The following is a 15,312-nucleotide window of genomic DNA, read 5'->3' on the forward strand; positions in this document are numbered from 1 at the left end:
AGAGAGCTATATGGACAAAAGCAAAATATGGGGATTGATCTTAGGGCCAATCGCTTTCTTGATTCTTGCCAATCTACCCATAGTATTGGTTTCTGAAAAAGGGGATACAGTAATCGCAGTCGCTGTTTGGATGCTAATATGGTGGATTACGGAAGCGGTTTCCATTTCTGTCACCGCACTTTTACCACTATTGCTTTTCCCACTACTAAAAATCTTAACTATTGGAGAAGTTGGCGCGAACTATGGGAGTCCTATTGTATTCTTGTTTTTTGGAGGATTTGTGATGGCCTTAGCCCTAGAAAAAGTTAACTTACATAGACGCATTGCGCTCAACATCATAAGACTAACAGGCACTACACCAAATAGGGTTATTTTAGGTTTTATGATTGCCACAGCTTCGCTGAGTATGTGGATAAGCAATACCGCGAGTACTGTGGTTATGTTGCCCATAGCCCTATCCGTAATCAAATTATTGATTGACGATGAAGACGGCTTCACTAAAAACGACCAGAATTTTGCTTTGAGTGTAATGCTTGGCATAGCATTTTCAGCTAATGCAGGCGGAATTGCCACTGTAATCGGAACACCCCCTAATTCAGTATTGATCGGACTTTTGGAGAATGAATACAATACTGAGATTTCCTTCTTAAAATGGATGACCTTGGGACTTCCCTTCTCCATAATCATGATTGGAATTAGTTATTTGGTATTGGTAAAATGGATGTTTCCCAATCGGGATCTTAAATTCAGTGCTTCCAAAGAAGTTATTTTTCAAGAATTGGAAAAATTAGGGCCAACAACGGGTAAGGAAAAAATGGTATTGGTCATATTCGCTGTTACCGTGTTTCTATGGATTTTCAGAACACTCATCAATTCTATATTTCCAACATTGGGACTTTCAGATACCATGATAAGTATTTTTGCCGCTATTGCTCTTTTTGCAATTCCCTACAATGTAAAAAAGGGAGAATTTATTATTAAATGGGGCGATACCTCAAAATTGGCCTGGGGCATATTGATACTTTTTGGAGGTGGTTTGGCTTTAGCCAAAGGAATGTCAGTGAGCGGTATTGTTGATTTGGTAGCCACAATCATTGCCCAAAGTGAAATCAGTATTGTTTTTACCGCATTTTTATTGATACTCCTTATGCTCTTCATGACCGAATTGATGAGCAATGTAGCATTGGTCGCCGTTCTGGCTCCAGTTGTTGCCGGAATAGCTATCGGGCTCAATATTCCTATACTCTATCTTTTGATTCCCGTCACCATGGCCAGTAGTTGCGCTTTTATGTTGCCCATGGCCACTCCGCCCAATGCCATAGTGTTTGCCAGCGGTTATGTAAAAGTGCCTGAAATGGCACGTGTAGGGGTCATTCTAAACCTAATTGCAGTGGGGCTGTTGGTATTAGTATTTCAATTTGTAGTACCCTTATTGTTCTAAAAGAAAATGGCCCCTTTGAAAAGGGGCCATTTACTAACTAACTAACTCAAAAAAAAGTAAGAAACTAACTCTAACTCTATTGTATATACGGATCAAATCCCAATGGTAGATATCCTCCTGTTTCAAAACCTAGTTCAACTTCATCACAAACTTCTATGAAATTGATTGCTTTTACTGAAATGACACCACTGTAAGGGTCAAAATTTTCGGGTAAATATTGAGCTGTATCGAACCCAAGTCCCCATTCTTGTTCTTCTTCAATGAACTCAACAGAACTAATGTCAAAATCTTCAGCACTGTTAAATCCATAACTGGTAAATATTGATAGACCGAAGGTCAACATCAATATTGTTTTTAAGGTATTTTTGGTAATCATAGTTGTCGCTTTTTAATTATAGCACAAAGATAAAACCCCAAAATCCTAACTTTAGTATAATTAGTTTTTCCTTAACGATTGCAGAAATACCGTGGGATAATCACTTCTTTAACACTTTGATTCTGACATTGAAAAAGTCGTATTCCAAGAGGCTTAAAACTGATACTTTGTTAAAGAATTGAAGCTCTTTTTGCAGTTTGCACGTCATCGAATTTTATGTTATTGTTTTGTTAAGGAACCTAGTTTGACATAGCTCCAATCAAAAAGCCCTCTTGCGAGGGCTTTTCTTGACTAACAACTCAAAAATTTGTAAAATGAAATCAAACATCCTACTTATTTGCCCCTTGAGTAGGGATCAAAACCTTCTGGGAGATAGGGCATGGTCTCAAAACCCAAATCCTCATCTTCCAATTCTATATAGTTTACGGAAGCTATTCCGATTGTATCCGTGTAAGGATCAAATCCTTTTGGAAGCTCATAAGTGCTATCCAAACCTAATTCAAGCTCTACCTCAGTGTTTCCGTCAATAAAAGGTACAGTGCTCAAATCAAAGTACGTTTCGTAAGGTGAAAACCCTTCAGGTAAATAATCTTGGGTGTCAAAACCTAAATCTAGGTTATCTTCTTCTACATAGTTGATGGAATGAACGTCCAACACTTCGGTATAAGCATCAAAACTTCCTGGTAAATAGTCTTCGGTATCAAAACCAAGGTCAAATTCTACTTCGCTCTCAACATATATAATAGAATTCAAATCAAAATAGGTTTCATAAGGATCAAAACCCTCCGGAAGATAGTCAGCGGTATCAAAACCAAGTTCCAACTCATTCTCCTCCTCTAGATACTCTATTTCATTTAGATTCAGTTCAAAGGCATTTCCACTGGTCCAATAATATGTGGAATCCATACCTTCTACCTCAGCATCGATGTTCAATGCTGTAAAATTGTTCTCAAACGTACTTGTGGTAATTTCTTGCTGGTCAGCAGTTGTACTTACAGTACTTTGTTGTTCATCAGCTACGGCCGAACCTCCTAAAAGTGCACATCCGTAAATTAATAATAACTTGCTCATTTTGATTGAATTTTTTGATTGATGATGTATGCTTATAAGACTACCCTAATTTCGAAATGTTACAGTGTTTTTCATTTTTTTAGAAAAAACCCATCGTCTTTAATCGCTACTATAGTGGGCGTTTCAACGGGAACCACCAGTAAAATGAATCACTCCCAAAGGTTACATGATTTCTGAAAAAAAATAGAGTTAATAATTATTTAACAGTCCTTTTTCTCGATTTTTAAGTTCTTTAGCCCGCTTTAAAACATCAAACTATCCTAAAATGATTCAAAAAATACTTCCAAGACTCGTTTTTGTCTTTTTTATGTTGGCCTTGATTCCATCAACCAATGCCCAACTTTTTAAAAAGAAGAAGAAAAAAACGGAGCAAAGTACCAGCACAAAACCAAAAAAGGGAGCTATAAAACCTTATGACAAGGTTATTACTAAAGAGGCAAAGACCGATGAAGGTCTTTTTCTAGTGCATCAGGTAGACGACAAACATTTCTATGAAATACCCGACTCCTTATTTAATAGAGAGATGCTTATGGTAAGTCGTATTTCCAAAACAGCGACTGGAATAGGTTTTGGAGGTGGTAAAATCAATACTCAGGTATTACGTTGGGAGAAAAAACCGAAAAAAGTCCTGTTACGCGTAGTTTCCTATGGAAATGTAGCCGCGGACTCACTTCCCGTGCATGAAGCTGTGGTCAATTCAAACTTTGAGCCGGTCCTATTTGCTTTTGATATTAAGGCTTTTAACAAAAAGGATTCTTTAAACCCCGCAACCGTTGTTGAGGTCGATCCTATGTTTACCAAAGATGTGAATGCCATTGGGATGCCAGATTTTTACAGAAAACGATATAAGGTAAGCCGATTAGACTCCGATAGAAGCTTTATAGAATTCGTAAAGAGCTATCCACTGAATATAGAGGCAAGACATGTAAAAACGTATTTCGCTAAAGAACCCCCAAGTAATCAAAGTTTGGGTTCCATCTCGGTTGAAATCAACAATTCCATGATCCTTTTGCCAAAGGAACCCATGAAGCGCAGATATTTTGACGAGCGCGTGGGTTGGTTTGCCCGTGGTCAAGTAGATTATGGCCTAGACGCTCAAGAAAGTAAAACTGTACGTTATTTGGATAGATGGCGTTTGGAAGTTAAAGATGAGGATATTGAAAAATATAAGGCTGGAGAATTGGTTGAGCCCAAGAAACCTATTATATATTATGTAGACCGTGCCACTCCAAAGAGATGGATACCTTATATAAAGCAAGGAATCGAAGATTGGCAAGTTGCTTTTGAGGAAGCTGGGTTTAAAAACGCAATTATTGCCAAAGACCCTCCCACAAAAGAAGAAGACCCTGAATGGTCCCCTGAAGATGTGAGGTATTCTGTGGTACGCTATTTGGCATCCCCCATTCCCAATGCAAACGGACCCCATGTGAGCGACCCTAGAAGTGGAGAGATTTTGGAATCAGATATTAACTGGTACCATAATGTGATGAGCTTGTTGCGCAACTGGTTCTTTGTACAGACCGCAGCCGTCAATCCTGATGCAAGGGGGGTTGAGTTCAAAGATGAAATTATGGGGAGATTAATACGCTTTGTTTCAGCTCACGAAGTTGGCCATACCTTGGGACTTCCACACAATATGGGTAGTAGCGCAGCTTATCCTGTAGACTCTTTAAGGTCTGCAAGTTTTACCCAAAAATATGGTACCGCTCCCTCTATTATGGATTACGCCCGTTTTAACTATGTGGCCCAACCAGGCGACGAAGGTGTTGCTATGATGCCAAATATTGGAGTATACGACAAACATTCAATCCGTTGGGGATATAAACCAATTTTGGATAAAAGTGCGGAAGAAGAAAAACCCATTCTTAACGGTTGGATAAGAGCTCATGAAAATGATCCAATGTACCGTTTTGGCCATCAACAGGTTGGCGATGTACACGACCCAAGTTCTCAGACCGAAGATATAGGTGACGATGCGGTAAAAGCTAGTCTCTACGGAATAGAAAACTTAAAACGCATAGTTCCCAGGCTAAAAGAATGGACAACGGAAGACGGAGAAAACTACGATAATTTAGGAACGCTGTATGGACAAGTAGTAGGTCAATACAGAAGGTACATGGGACATGTTTCCAATAATATTGGTGGTGTGTATGAGTTTTATAAAACTGCAGATCAAGACGGGGCTGTCTATGAGCACGTGGATAAAGAGCGTCAAAAGAACAGTATGAAATTCATGCAAGAGCAGCTTTTTAAAACTCCTGAATGGCTTATTGACCAAAACATTTTCAACAAAATCCAATATTCCGGTTCAGTAGAGAGGATTCGAGCCACGCAAGTAAGGTATTTGAACAATATTTTGCATCTGGGCAAAATGGCCAGAATTATTGAAAATGAAACCATGAATGGCAAAAACGCATATGGTCTTTTGGAAATGATGTCTGACTTAAGAAGAGGTATCTGGTCAGAAACTCGAAGTGGTAAAGCGATTGACACGTATAGAAGAAATCTACAAAAAGCCCATGTGGACAGACTAGAATATTTAATGACCGCCGAAAATCAGAGAAAGTTGCCTAGCTTCAATGGATATAGAAAATCCACTGTTGTCAATACCAGTCAATCCGATATTCGTTCTGCCGCTCGTGCCGAATTGAACAACCTTAAGCGAGATATTAGAAACGGTATTGGTCGTACTTCGGACCAAATGAGTAGATATCATTTACAAGATGTTCTGGAACGTATAGATATGATTCTAGACCCAAGTTAATCTCCTTAAAAATGCAAGAAAGGCCCTTTTAATGGGCCTTTTTTATGCAAACCATGCATTTCATCGATTTAATAATGCTTTTTGTCGGTTTCACATCTAAAATGCTTAAGTTGGCAACAAATGATGGTACGAGGCCATTGGATTAACTACTTTAGTAACCCCAAATCCTAAAATCATGACCTACAAGACTAAAAGCCTTCTCTACTTTTTTTCCTTTGTAATTGCAGCAACTGCTTACTACCTAGTAGAACAACACAAAGCATTTTCTAATCAAATGCAATCTACAGAAATGGCGGAAACCCATTTTGATGATGATTACGAATTAAAGGAAAGCGCCTCGAACTCAATCGAAAAAGCACAGTAGTACTTACGTTCACTTGTTAAAAACTTCACAAACTGAATCAAGCGGTTAAACCTTGATTGTATGTTCATGTCCAAGGACTGAATCATTAAAAGTTTAAACATATGAAACAGTTAGTCGTATTGTTGATGGCACTTACCAGCATCAACATGTTTTCACAAAGACCAGATAGCCCTAAAAGGAACAAGGGAGCAATGCAAGAACTATCCATAGAGCAATTGGCTACCTTGCATACCAAAAAACTGACTTTGGCATTGGACCTGAACGAATCACAGCAGGCCAAAATTATGGAAATCAGTTTGGAAGAAGCAGCATTTAAAAAAACGAAGCACGAGGAACGAAAGGCAAAAAAGGAAAGTGGAGAATGGAAAAAACCAACGGCAGATGAGCGATTTGAAATCGCCAATGCACGTTTAGACCATAAAATTGCCCATCAGCAAAAGATGAAAGAGGTATTGAACAAGGAGCAATTCCAAACCTGGAAAGAAATACAGCTAAAAAGAGCTATGAAAGGCAGAAAAGCAATGCAGAGAGAAGGTAGAAGAGGATAGTGTTTTTTGTTGATTTTAAAAGCCACGCCGGCCATGGGCGTGGCTTTTTTTTGTTCTATACCTAAAGCACATAATGAAAATTATTTTTTAGAGAACTAATTCCATAGTGTGGACCGTATATAAATTATACCTCCCTAAAGACTTTCGTCTAATCTTTAAAACCCGACAACGATGAAAGCAATTTTTTATATCACGGCCCTTATTTTTTTATTCACTTTTAATTTTGGATTTTCACAGAATAGCCCCCATTGCTCTGAAGACATGTATAGTTTTCAGCCTGGAGAGCAGGTTTACATCTTTGGAAACAACGTAAAACTACGTAGTGCTCCAAGAATTGAATCGGATGTACTGGGATTACTTAAAATTGGAGAATGGGTAAAAGTTATTGAGAAAACTGAGTTTTCTTGGCCTTACAAAGGATACGACGCCCCATTTTACAAAGTAAAGTACGATACTCAGGAAGGATACATTTTAGGAAGCCTCCTTTCACTGGAAAGAAAAACGATAGCTGGAAACCACTACTTTTTTGCATTCTCCAAAGAAAAGAATAGTCCCTTTTTGAATATTAGACATGTAGTTAGAGGAAAGTATACGGAACAAAAGGTTCCATTGTCCCATACAAGCCTAAGCATCCATGTATTGGGAAATAGAGGAATTCTCGATGTAGATAATATCCTATATGTTGATTATCATGCACACTCCTGCAGCAATGAAGATGGTGGAATCTATTTCTTTGTGCAAAAGAATAGGCTTCATAAAATTGGAGAGCTTTCTCAGATTTCTGATTCTGGACTGCTCTACCAATCTGAAAAGTTTATTTTTCCTGACGATGAATACGGTATTCCGGGTATGATTCTCTTTAAAAAGGAAAAAGGAGAGATTTTGGATGAGGAAACAGATTGGGTTCAAACAACCATTGAAACACGAAAATTTTTGTGGGTTGAGGATAAGTTGGTTCCTGATTTTCGCCAAAAGCGACCATACTAAGGAGCAACTTATCTGTCTTAAGCTACCTTATCGGTGATTTTACCGATATTTAATATTATCGGCTATTTTACCGATATTTTGAATTATCGGCTATTTTACCGATATTTGTAACATGAATACTGCAATTGCCATAATTACAGGGGATATAATCAATTCGCGAAAAGAGACCCCAAAAGTGTGGTTACCCCATTTGAAGGAAGCATTGAATACCTTTGGTAAGGAACCTGAACAATGGGAAATATATAGAGGGGATAGCTTTCAACTTCAAGTCTCTCCAGAGCAAGCATTGGAAGCAGCCATTTATATTAAAGCCACTTTGAAGCAAAACAAAGGAATTGATGTTCGAATGGCCATTGGAATCGGTGAAAAAGATTATGAATCCGAAAAAATTACCGAATCCAATGGTTCTGCATTCGTGCATTCCGGGGACTGTTTCGAAAAACTAAAAAAGCAGACTTTAGCCTTAAAATCAGATTCAAAAGCGTTTGATACCACAATGAACATAATGCTTCAATTGGCTTTGCTCAATATGAACACATGGCTTCCAGCAACCGCCCGTGTTGTAAAAATCACTATGGAGCATCCCGAATCCAATCAAAACGAACTGGCCGCTATGCTGGAAAACTCCCAAAGCAATGTAAGCGAAGCTCTAATTCGCGCTGGATTTGACGAAGTCCAAAAAATGATTCAGTTTTATAAAACCCAAATTGAACAATTATGACACTACTGACCTTAAAACTTCTTTTAGCGCATTTCATTGGAGATTTTGTACTGCAGCCCAGTCATTGGGTACATGATAAATTAAAAAAGAAGGGGAAATCCAAATACCTATATTGGCACATGGGCATTCATCTGGTTGCCCTACTACTTATTTTACAGTTTCGCTATTTGGGAATGATTGCAATTATTATAGTGACCCATTATCTTATAGACCTTGGCAAATTGGCTTTGACCAATACCAAAAACCATCGCTGGCTTTTTGTGGTAGATCAAATTCTACACCTGGGGATTATTCTACTTATGGTATACGGGCAGGAACCTTTTCAAGTGGATTGGAGTACAATTTTGGGTACAAAACCTATACTACTCGTCACCTTCATAGTGTTTGTTACCTACGTTTCCGGAATCCTAATGCGAATGCTCCTAGCCCCCTATATTGAAGAGGTAATGAAAGATGATGCCGAAGAAGGTGGATCCCTAAAGAATGCTGGCAGATATATTGGAATGCTAGAGAGGCTCTTTGTCTTTGGCTTTATACTTATTGGACAATGGGCCTCCATTGGCTTATTGATCACGGCAAAATCCGTATTCCGTTTTGGAGATCTTAATAAAGGAAAGAATAGAAAGCTAACCGAGTACGTTCTTATTGGCACTTTGCTCAGTTTTGGCCTCGCCATATTAGCTGGAACCTTGTATAATTATCTTGCTCAAATACTATAAAAAACCATCCCGAAGGATGGTTTTACAATGATTCGTTTTTATTGTTTACGCTTCTACTTTTTGGCTCCAAATTCCAGTGGTGGCCGCCTCTTGTACAAAATCCAAGAATAGTTTGGGCTTTCTTCCCAATACCTTTTCAACATCATTGGTCATGACTTGATTGGCCTCATTGTCCAATACTTCCATGAACAAATATCCAATTAGCCAAACGTACCCCGCAGGAACTCCTTGTTCTTTTAGCATCTGAATATAGGCCTCTATGCTAACTTCAGTAAAAGCTATTTCTTTTCCAGTAGCTTTCGCTATTTCGTCTATTACCTGACGGAATGTAAAGAATTGGGAGCCGGTCAACTCATAAATGTTTCCATTGTGTTCTTCTTTTAACAAAGCTTCGACAGCTACATCTGCAATATCGTCAGCATCCACATAAGGTACATTGGTATCTGCCAATGGAAGTGCAACGAATCCACTTTGTATAGGGTCCAAAAAGAAGCTTTCACTAAAGTTCTGACTGAACCAACTTGCCCTAACAATGGTATAATCCAATCCGCTCTGCATAACTATCTCCTCACAAAGCTCAGCTTCCCTTTCACCTTTTCCTGAAAGTAAAACCAATTTTTTAACTCCTTGTTGTTTGGCAGCTTTAGTTAATCCTTCTATAGCTTCTTTGGCTCCCGGGACCGCCAAGTCTGGTTGATAGGTGATATAAACACTGTCTATTCCTTCCAGTGAAGCAGACCAAGTGGATTCTTCCTCCCAATCGAACTTAGGAGTTGCTCCTCTAGAGCCAATACGGACATTGTGCCCTTGTCCCTGTAGTCTCGCTACAATTCGTCTTCCTGTTTTTCCAGTTCCTCCTAATACTAAAACGTTTCTCATAATACTTGATTTAAATGTGTTTTTATTAAAATTCTATTTGTTTAAAGCTGCCAAGACTAGCATGGCAAATGATATTGTTGATGCGAAAATTCGTAGGGTATGAAATCGATTCCAAGGCTGTTCAAATCTTTGACGAAGTGCGCGTAGCTCTTCTACACTGCTAGCCAATAAATCGGTTTTATCCAATACTTGGTTTAAGGGAACATTACCAAGAATGGTCACCAATACCACCCCAAAAAAGTAGATGGCCACGGCAATTAAAATCATCCAAAAGTGGGAGGGAGATATTCCTTTGTTCATAAAAACTGTAATCAGTCCTATCGGGAAGGAGCCCATAAAGACCACAAAAAATAATGGGTTTTCAATACTCCTGTTCATTTTTTGAAAGGCTTGTAAGTATCCGAGGTCGTCCAACCGTCCAATACCGGGAGTTACTGCGTTTCCCCAGGTAAAACAAAGTCCGGCTACCAATCCAACAAGTAGGATGGTGACTAAAAGTGTAAGATTGCTCAGTGAGATTTCCATACTAAATGATTTTTATAGTTATATGTTTTTTGCTTTCAGATTAATATTGGCGTTCCAATACATTAAGGCAACCAGAATGAATTCCAGACCAATCATCCAAAATTTGATGTCGATAAAAAAGCTTTGATAACTCCCTCCATTTGGCGCTATAAGCATGGGTACTGTAATTAATGCATCCAAAGCGGCGCTTATACCAAAAAAGACCATACCCAAAAGTAAGCCATGGGCTTCCCTATTGTTTCGATAATACAATCGGCATCCCATCCATACTATAGGTATTACCATGACAAAGAGGACCAAATTGGCCTGCAGTTCTGCATTTTTCATAATTGGAACATAAAAGGATAGAGTATATAGGCCAACTCCCAGTATCCAAATCAAGGTTCCAATTGATATTGTTCTAAGTGTTTTCATGACTGTTCGTTTATTATGGGACAAATCTAGAATCACCATAATCCAATCATTTGTTCAAAAAGGAGGAAGATTTGTTCGAAAAGGATAACTTTGATTCTATGGGTCTTTCGGATAACAAGAGACGTAGATGGCGAATCATCCAGTTTTATTGCATAGGCTGGACGCTTGCATTCGTTTTTTTAAGCATAGTTCGAGGAATAGGAACTGAAGAACTTGGAAAGTTAAAGTTTGATTTTGTTTCCAGCCTTTACATTGCTTTTACCATTGGCCCTTTAATGGGTTTGGTTTCAGGAGCTGCCCAAATACTTACAGAAGAACGTATCTACAAACGAATCTCCATTAGAAAACTGTTGTTAATTCGTTTCTTGTTCACCATCCTATTCACCTTGGCTTTAGTTGTATTCGCCTACAGTGCCTATCAATTATATTTTGGTACATCTCTAGATATCTTTTCTTTTGCTATGGACAAGGGCAGTGGAGCCATCTATTTTTATGTTTTTTCTGTAGATTTAATGCTGTCCGTTTTGCGGCAAGTGAATCTGATGTTAGGCGAGGGAAATCTTTACAAATTGTTTTTGGGCAGGTTCTATACCCCTAATGAAGAAAAACGAGTATTCATGTTTTTGGATTTACAGTCCTCTACCGAATTGGCAGAACGATTGGGTCACATAAAATATAGCATGCTGGTTCAAGATTGCTTTAATGATCTAGGTACAGCTATTCCGGATAAAGCCCAAATCTATCAATATGTTGGAGACGAAGCAGTTCTTACCTGGGAATTCAATGAAGGTATCAAAGATCAAAACTGCCTAAAAGCTTTTTACAGCTTTAAAAAACTAATTGCGGAAAAGGAACAATTCTACCTGAATAATTACGGTTGTGTTCCTTTTTTTAAGGCGGGAATGCATAATGGCATTGTGACCGTTACAGAGGTTGGGAAGTATAAAAAGGAAATCGCTTACCACGGAGATACCATAAACACAGCTGCAAGAATTCAAGGAAAATGTAATGAGCTGGGGAGTGAGCTGCTACTTTCCGAGTCCTTAAAAGAAGAACTTAATTCCACGGAATACCTTTTCGAGACCAAGGGGGATATTTCCCTAAAGGGGAAAAAAGGCAAAGTTGCCATCTATGCAGTTAAAAACATGAAAAAACAGCCTCATGCTATTGCCTAATCTCACTAGGGCGGAAACCAAATTTTTTGGTAAAGGCATTTGAAAAAGAACTCAAACTATCATAGCCCACATGCCATGCAGCTTCCTGAACGGTTGCTTCCTTGGCCCGAATCAACTCATGTGCCCTGTTCATGCGCTCATTTTGCAGGTACTTAAATACAGGAACCCCGAATAGCTCCTTAAAATCTTTCTTTAGTTTGAAAGTATTCAATCCAATAATTCTAGAGAGTTCGCTCAGGGATGGTGGGGTATCCAAATTATTGGAAAGTATTTCTTTGGCTTCGTACAACTTTTCACGTTCGCCTTTTTTTATACCATCATTTTTTAAAGTAGATAGTTGCCAAAAAAAGTGAGAAAGCAACGCGGTAATCTGACTTCTAAAGAACATCATCTTGGCTTTGCCTTCATATCGATTATTAAAAATCCCATCCACAATATGCTGCATCTCGGGGGTCATGAAAAACCGAGGGCCTTCTACGTAATGATCAGAGGGTTTCACAAGTTGCTCCAATAAATCGGTAAACAATTCTCCTTCATCATTGGGCAGTTTCTGTAAATTTCTGGGAGAAGTGGCAATTACAATACATTGCAAGGGCTTGTTGGCAGATACAGTATGAACGCACTCTACATGCTCATCGGCATAAAAGGAAAGCGCCAATCCTTTCGTGTTTTCATAATCGTCCTGCTTACCATTGTACTGCATGGATAAATGAACATTACCCGAACCGTAAAAGGCGACAGCTATAACCGGCTCATCAAAACTGCATGAATCAGTGGTTACCTCACTTGAGTTTGCCTCCTCCACCAAAATGGTAAAATCGTTGATTTCTATAAAATCGCGAGTCATTTTTTGGGTCTTAAGCCTAAATTTACCTAATTCTCTCTCAATCGGACAAGTTTTTTGATTTTATGGCACAATATCCAACAACCAGCACAGAAACAACATAAGAAAGTGTCATGGCTATACCTGAAATCATAATTACGTATTTCATCCAAAGCATACCCTTCCAAAGGAAGTATATCCCACCAAAAGTCAGCAACACAGAAATAAGAGGTTCAAACAGAAGCAATTTTCGGATTACTCCTTTCAAAGGGGTTGTTGCTACAAGTAATGCTAAAATTAAAAACAACATGCCCATGGATAACATATGGGCATGGACAATATTAAGGATTTGCTTCTCACTTTTTGCAAATTTCATTTCAATGGCCTCAAGGTCGTCTTCGTTGCCCAGATAATTTTCTTCAATACCTTTTGGCTGTCCACCTTCGGTAGTGGTATTTACAAATTGTAGTGCAGAAACAAATCCAATACTAGTTACAACAAGATAAACTAGAATGAGAATTCTTATTTCTTTTGGAAAATTCTGAATACTGCCCTGTAAAACCATCTTCAATCTTAAAGATGAAAAATAGAAAAACTAATTGGAAATCTTAGTCGTTTCTATACAATAACTGGTCTAATTCCAACTGAAAAAGGGTACCTTGTATCAACTCTTCTAAAGAGAGAAGTTCAACCATACTCATAGCAAAACTCAATTGATCTATAGGTGTCTGCAACAGCAAACTCTTACAATCCTTGTCCTTGGAACATTTCCCACAGAGTTTTGATGTATCAATGGTTTCCGCAACACTAGAACAGAATTGTTTTAGTTCAGAATAGGTTAAAAGTAGCCCTGTATTTCGAAAAACAAGTTGAATTTTATGTCTATCAGCCGCTGAGCTTCTTTTTAATTGAAAAGCAACACCAAATTCATTGTGGTAAATGGGGTTAATATTGTTCATATGAATTGTTTATTTCAGGGTGTTGCTCTCACGCACTATCTCAATACTTTGTAGAACGTCATTAATTGCCTTGGTCATAGATTTTGCAGAAATGGTAGCCCCTGCAATGGCGTCTATGTTTTGGGCATAAATAAGTTCATCTCCTGTTTTCTTTCCAATGAACTGTTTTAACCAGCGTTGACTTCCAATTTGACGCCCATAATCTTCACGATAAATCAAAACCTTGGATTTTTTGATGCTCATGTCCATATTGAAAAGTACTACATAGTCAAAAATGTTTTTCATGCTAGGGGCTTGGCCCAAGTACGCGTATCCAATAATTTGTTGGTTGGTTTTGACGGCAAATAGGTTTTCTCCTCCAAGTTCCACCATTGTTTTTGAGTTCAATTCCTTAGAAACCTCAATCAACTGTAAACTAAATTCCTGAACCTCAAAGGTGCTTTTGACAGCATTGTTAAGTTTCTCTTGAAGTCTCGGAGAAATCTTAATCCCATTTGAAAAACCAAAAAAGAAAAGGGCCGTGAAAAACATGGCCCCTGCCCAAAAAAAACTTTTATTTTCCTTGCTCATCGCCATCAATCTGACTTACCACAAACTTATTAATGGTTTCAGCTATTTCTGCCGGTCCAGCGTTCATTTTTTCCATAGGATAAAAATGCATAAACAATGGTTTTTTATCTACACTTTTTTGCAAAGTCAAATCACCTTCACGATTATAAACCGTATCCCATGAAGTGCGCACGTTGGCCCAAAAATCTTTATGGTCTCTCCACCAATCTTTGGCAATTTTACATTTTTCATCCGCAACTTTGGTGTAAATGTTCATTCCCTTTTCTTGCGCAAGTAGAACATCTTCTTCCCCATCTATACGGACTATCTTATCATTATCCTGCTCATGTACCCATCCGAAAGAAGTTATCTCTTGTCTATTTCCGCGAGCCATTACGTTATAATCACTTCGCTTTGTGTATTCCCTTCGTGGAAGTGGCGAATCGCTTTTGTTCTCCCAATAGTGTTTACCATCTGCATGAATCCATGTTGCGGAACCTGAATACCGAGGACTATCATCTACTTGAAATACCTTTTGCGTCCATTGCCCCTCAACTTGCTCTTCAGGTAATGTTTGAAAGACCCAATTGTTGTCCTTATCATAATGAAAAACCTTCCGGTTCTCATATTCCCAGTCCTGCCTCCAATGCTTTATTACCATAGTATCATTAACAACCAACAGATGCTGGATGGATATCTTGTTGTCCTCATTTACAATGGGCAATGCTAATTCTAAGGCTGCAGCCGTATAGTCCAGCTTTTTTTCATAGTCAATTTCCGGGGCAAAGGTTTCAGTATACTTAAAGGTAATATCATAACAACCGCACATATCCAATATGGCCTCACGGTCTTGTTCTTGCTTTGTCTGAGCCTGTAATACCATCCCTAAAAAAAGTAGGGTCATAAACAAATAGGATTCAAGTTTTTTCATGATGTGGTCAATTTTTAACGTATTCAAAAAAATCGTTTATTCTTATTTAGATTGATTTAAAATAAA

The 15,312-nt window shown here is 38.4% G+C and carries 18 protein-coding genes; 8 read left to right on the forward strand and 10 right to left on the reverse strand.

Features of this window, described 5'->3' with window-relative positions; all coding sequences use genetic code 11:
• The first annotated feature begins 10 nt into the window (after window positions 1-10).
• Window positions 11-1,441: an SLC13 family permease gene (locus tag ACOKFD_RS09060; protein ID WP_422860918.1), complete on the forward strand. Its 1,431-nt coding sequence runs from the start codon at window positions 11-13 to the stop codon at window positions 1,439-1,441.
• Window positions 1,442-1,517: 76 nt separating this feature from the next.
• On the opposite strand, the gene ACOKFD_RS09065 is transcribed toward ACOKFD_RS09060, so the two are convergent.
• Together ACOKFD_RS09065 and ACOKFD_RS09070 are read right to left on the reverse strand one after the other, a co-directional pair.
• Window positions 1,518-1,817: a hypothetical protein gene (locus ACOKFD_RS09065; protein ID WP_422860919.1), complete on the reverse strand. Its 300-nt coding sequence runs from the start codon at window positions 1,815-1,817 to the stop codon at window positions 1,518-1,520.
• A gap of 333 nt (window positions 1,818-2,150) precedes the next feature.
• Window positions 2,151-2,888 (reverse strand): hypothetical protein, encoded by a 738-nt coding sequence (locus ACOKFD_RS09070; RefSeq protein ID WP_422860920.1) that lies wholly within the window; start codon window positions 2,886-2,888, stop codon window positions 2,151-2,153.
• A gap of 265 nt (window positions 2,889-3,153) precedes the next feature.
• Between ACOKFD_RS09070 and ACOKFD_RS09075 the strand changes: the two genes are divergently transcribed.
• The 6 genes from ACOKFD_RS09075 to ACOKFD_RS09100 all read left to right on the forward strand — a co-directional run bounded on the left by ACOKFD_RS09075 (window position 3,154) and on the right by ACOKFD_RS09100 (window position 8,991).
• Window positions 3,154-5,652, forward strand: a complete 2,499-nt coding sequence (locus ACOKFD_RS09075) for a zinc-dependent metalloprotease (RefSeq protein ID WP_422860921.1) — start codon at window positions 3,154-3,156, stop codon at window positions 5,650-5,652.
• Window positions 5,653-5,827: 175 nt separating this feature from the next.
• Window positions 5,828-6,016 carry a hypothetical protein gene (locus ACOKFD_RS09080; RefSeq protein ID WP_422860922.1) on the forward strand — a complete coding sequence of 63 codons (189 nt, stop codon included), beginning with the start codon at window positions 5,828-5,830 and terminating at the stop codon, window positions 6,014-6,016.
• Window positions 6,017-6,117: 101 nt separating this feature from the next.
• On the forward strand, window positions 6,118-6,564 hold the full coding sequence (locus ACOKFD_RS09085) for a hypothetical protein (RefSeq protein WP_298997534.1): 447 nt from the start codon (window positions 6,118-6,120) through the stop codon (window positions 6,562-6,564).
• A gap of 171 nt (window positions 6,565-6,735) precedes the next feature.
• Window positions 6,736-7,551 carry an SH3 domain-containing protein gene (locus tag ACOKFD_RS09090; RefSeq protein ID WP_422860923.1) on the forward strand — a complete coding sequence of 272 codons (816 nt, stop codon included), beginning with the start codon at window positions 6,736-6,738 and terminating at the stop codon, window positions 7,549-7,551.
• A gap of 112 nt (window positions 7,552-7,663) precedes the next feature.
• A complete protein-coding gene (locus ACOKFD_RS09095; protein ID WP_298997528.1) occupies window positions 7,664-8,272 on the forward strand; it encodes a transcriptional regulator in 609 nt (202 codons plus the stop codon).
• Entirely contained in the window at window positions 8,269-8,991 is a 723-nt protein-coding gene (locus ACOKFD_RS09100; RefSeq protein WP_422860924.1) for a DUF3307 domain-containing protein, read from the forward strand. Before ACOKFD_RS09095 ends, ACOKFD_RS09100 begins: the two co-directional genes overlap by 4 nt.
• Window positions 8,992-9,036: 45 nt before the next feature.
• Here the strand turns inward: ACOKFD_RS09100 and ACOKFD_RS09105 are convergent, their stop codons facing one another.
• The 3 genes from ACOKFD_RS09105 to ACOKFD_RS09115 are packed head-to-tail and all read right to left on the reverse strand — an operon-like array spanning window position 9,037 to window position 10,809.
• Complete coding sequence (locus tag ACOKFD_RS09105; RefSeq protein ID WP_422860925.1) at window positions 9,037-9,870, reverse strand: NAD(P)H-binding protein; 834 nt, start codon at window positions 9,868-9,870, stop codon at window positions 9,037-9,039.
• A 33-nt stretch (window positions 9,871-9,903) separates the two neighbouring features.
• On the reverse strand, window positions 9,904-10,395 hold the full coding sequence (locus tag ACOKFD_RS09110; protein WP_422860926.1) for a DUF1772 domain-containing protein: 492 nt from the start codon (window positions 10,393-10,395) through the stop codon (window positions 9,904-9,906).
• Between the two features lie 18 nt (window positions 10,396-10,413).
• Window positions 10,414-10,809, reverse strand: a complete 396-nt coding sequence (locus tag ACOKFD_RS09115) for a DUF5367 family protein (protein ID WP_422860927.1) — start codon at window positions 10,807-10,809, stop codon at window positions 10,414-10,416.
• Between the two features lie 50 nt (window positions 10,810-10,859).
• Here ACOKFD_RS09115 and ACOKFD_RS09120 point away from each other — a divergent pair, with 50 nt between their 5' ends.
• Window positions 10,860-11,984, forward strand: a complete 1,125-nt coding sequence (locus tag ACOKFD_RS09120; protein ID WP_422860928.1) for an adenylate/guanylate cyclase domain-containing protein — start codon at window positions 10,860-10,862, stop codon at window positions 11,982-11,984.
• On the opposite strand, the gene ACOKFD_RS09125 is transcribed toward ACOKFD_RS09120, so the two are convergent.
• The 5 genes from ACOKFD_RS09125 to ACOKFD_RS09145 are packed head-to-tail and all read right to left on the reverse strand — an operon-like array spanning window position 11,974 to window position 15,246.
• Entirely contained in the window at window positions 11,974-12,831 is an 858-nt protein-coding gene (locus ACOKFD_RS09125; RefSeq protein WP_422860929.1) for a helix-turn-helix domain-containing protein, read from the reverse strand. The two genes, ACOKFD_RS09120 and ACOKFD_RS09125, sit on opposite strands and share 11 nt — an antisense overlap.
• Window positions 12,832-12,868: 37 nt before the next feature.
• A complete protein-coding gene (locus ACOKFD_RS09130; RefSeq protein ID WP_422861015.1) occupies window positions 12,869-13,372 on the reverse strand; it encodes a hypothetical protein in 504 nt (167 codons plus the stop codon).
• 43 nt (window positions 13,373-13,415) lie between these two features.
• Complete coding sequence (locus ACOKFD_RS09135) at window positions 13,416-13,766, reverse strand: hypothetical protein (RefSeq protein ID WP_422860930.1); 351 nt, start codon at window positions 13,764-13,766, stop codon at window positions 13,416-13,418.
• A 9-nt stretch (window positions 13,767-13,775) separates the two neighbouring features.
• Complete coding sequence (locus ACOKFD_RS09140) at window positions 13,776-14,336, reverse strand: FMN-binding protein (RefSeq protein ID WP_422860931.1); 561 nt, start codon at window positions 14,334-14,336, stop codon at window positions 13,776-13,778.
• A complete protein-coding gene (locus ACOKFD_RS09145; protein ID WP_422860932.1) occupies window positions 14,320-15,246 on the reverse strand; it encodes a DUF6607 family protein in 927 nt (308 codons plus the stop codon). The genes ACOKFD_RS09140 and ACOKFD_RS09145 overlap by 17 nt, the downstream gene beginning before the upstream one ends.
• Window positions 15,247-15,312 lie beyond the last annotated feature (66 nt).

Source organism: Flagellimonas ulvae (assembly GCF_049333175.1).
Taxonomy (GTDB): Bacteria; Bacteroidota; Bacteroidia; order Flavobacteriales; family Flavobacteriaceae; genus Flagellimonas.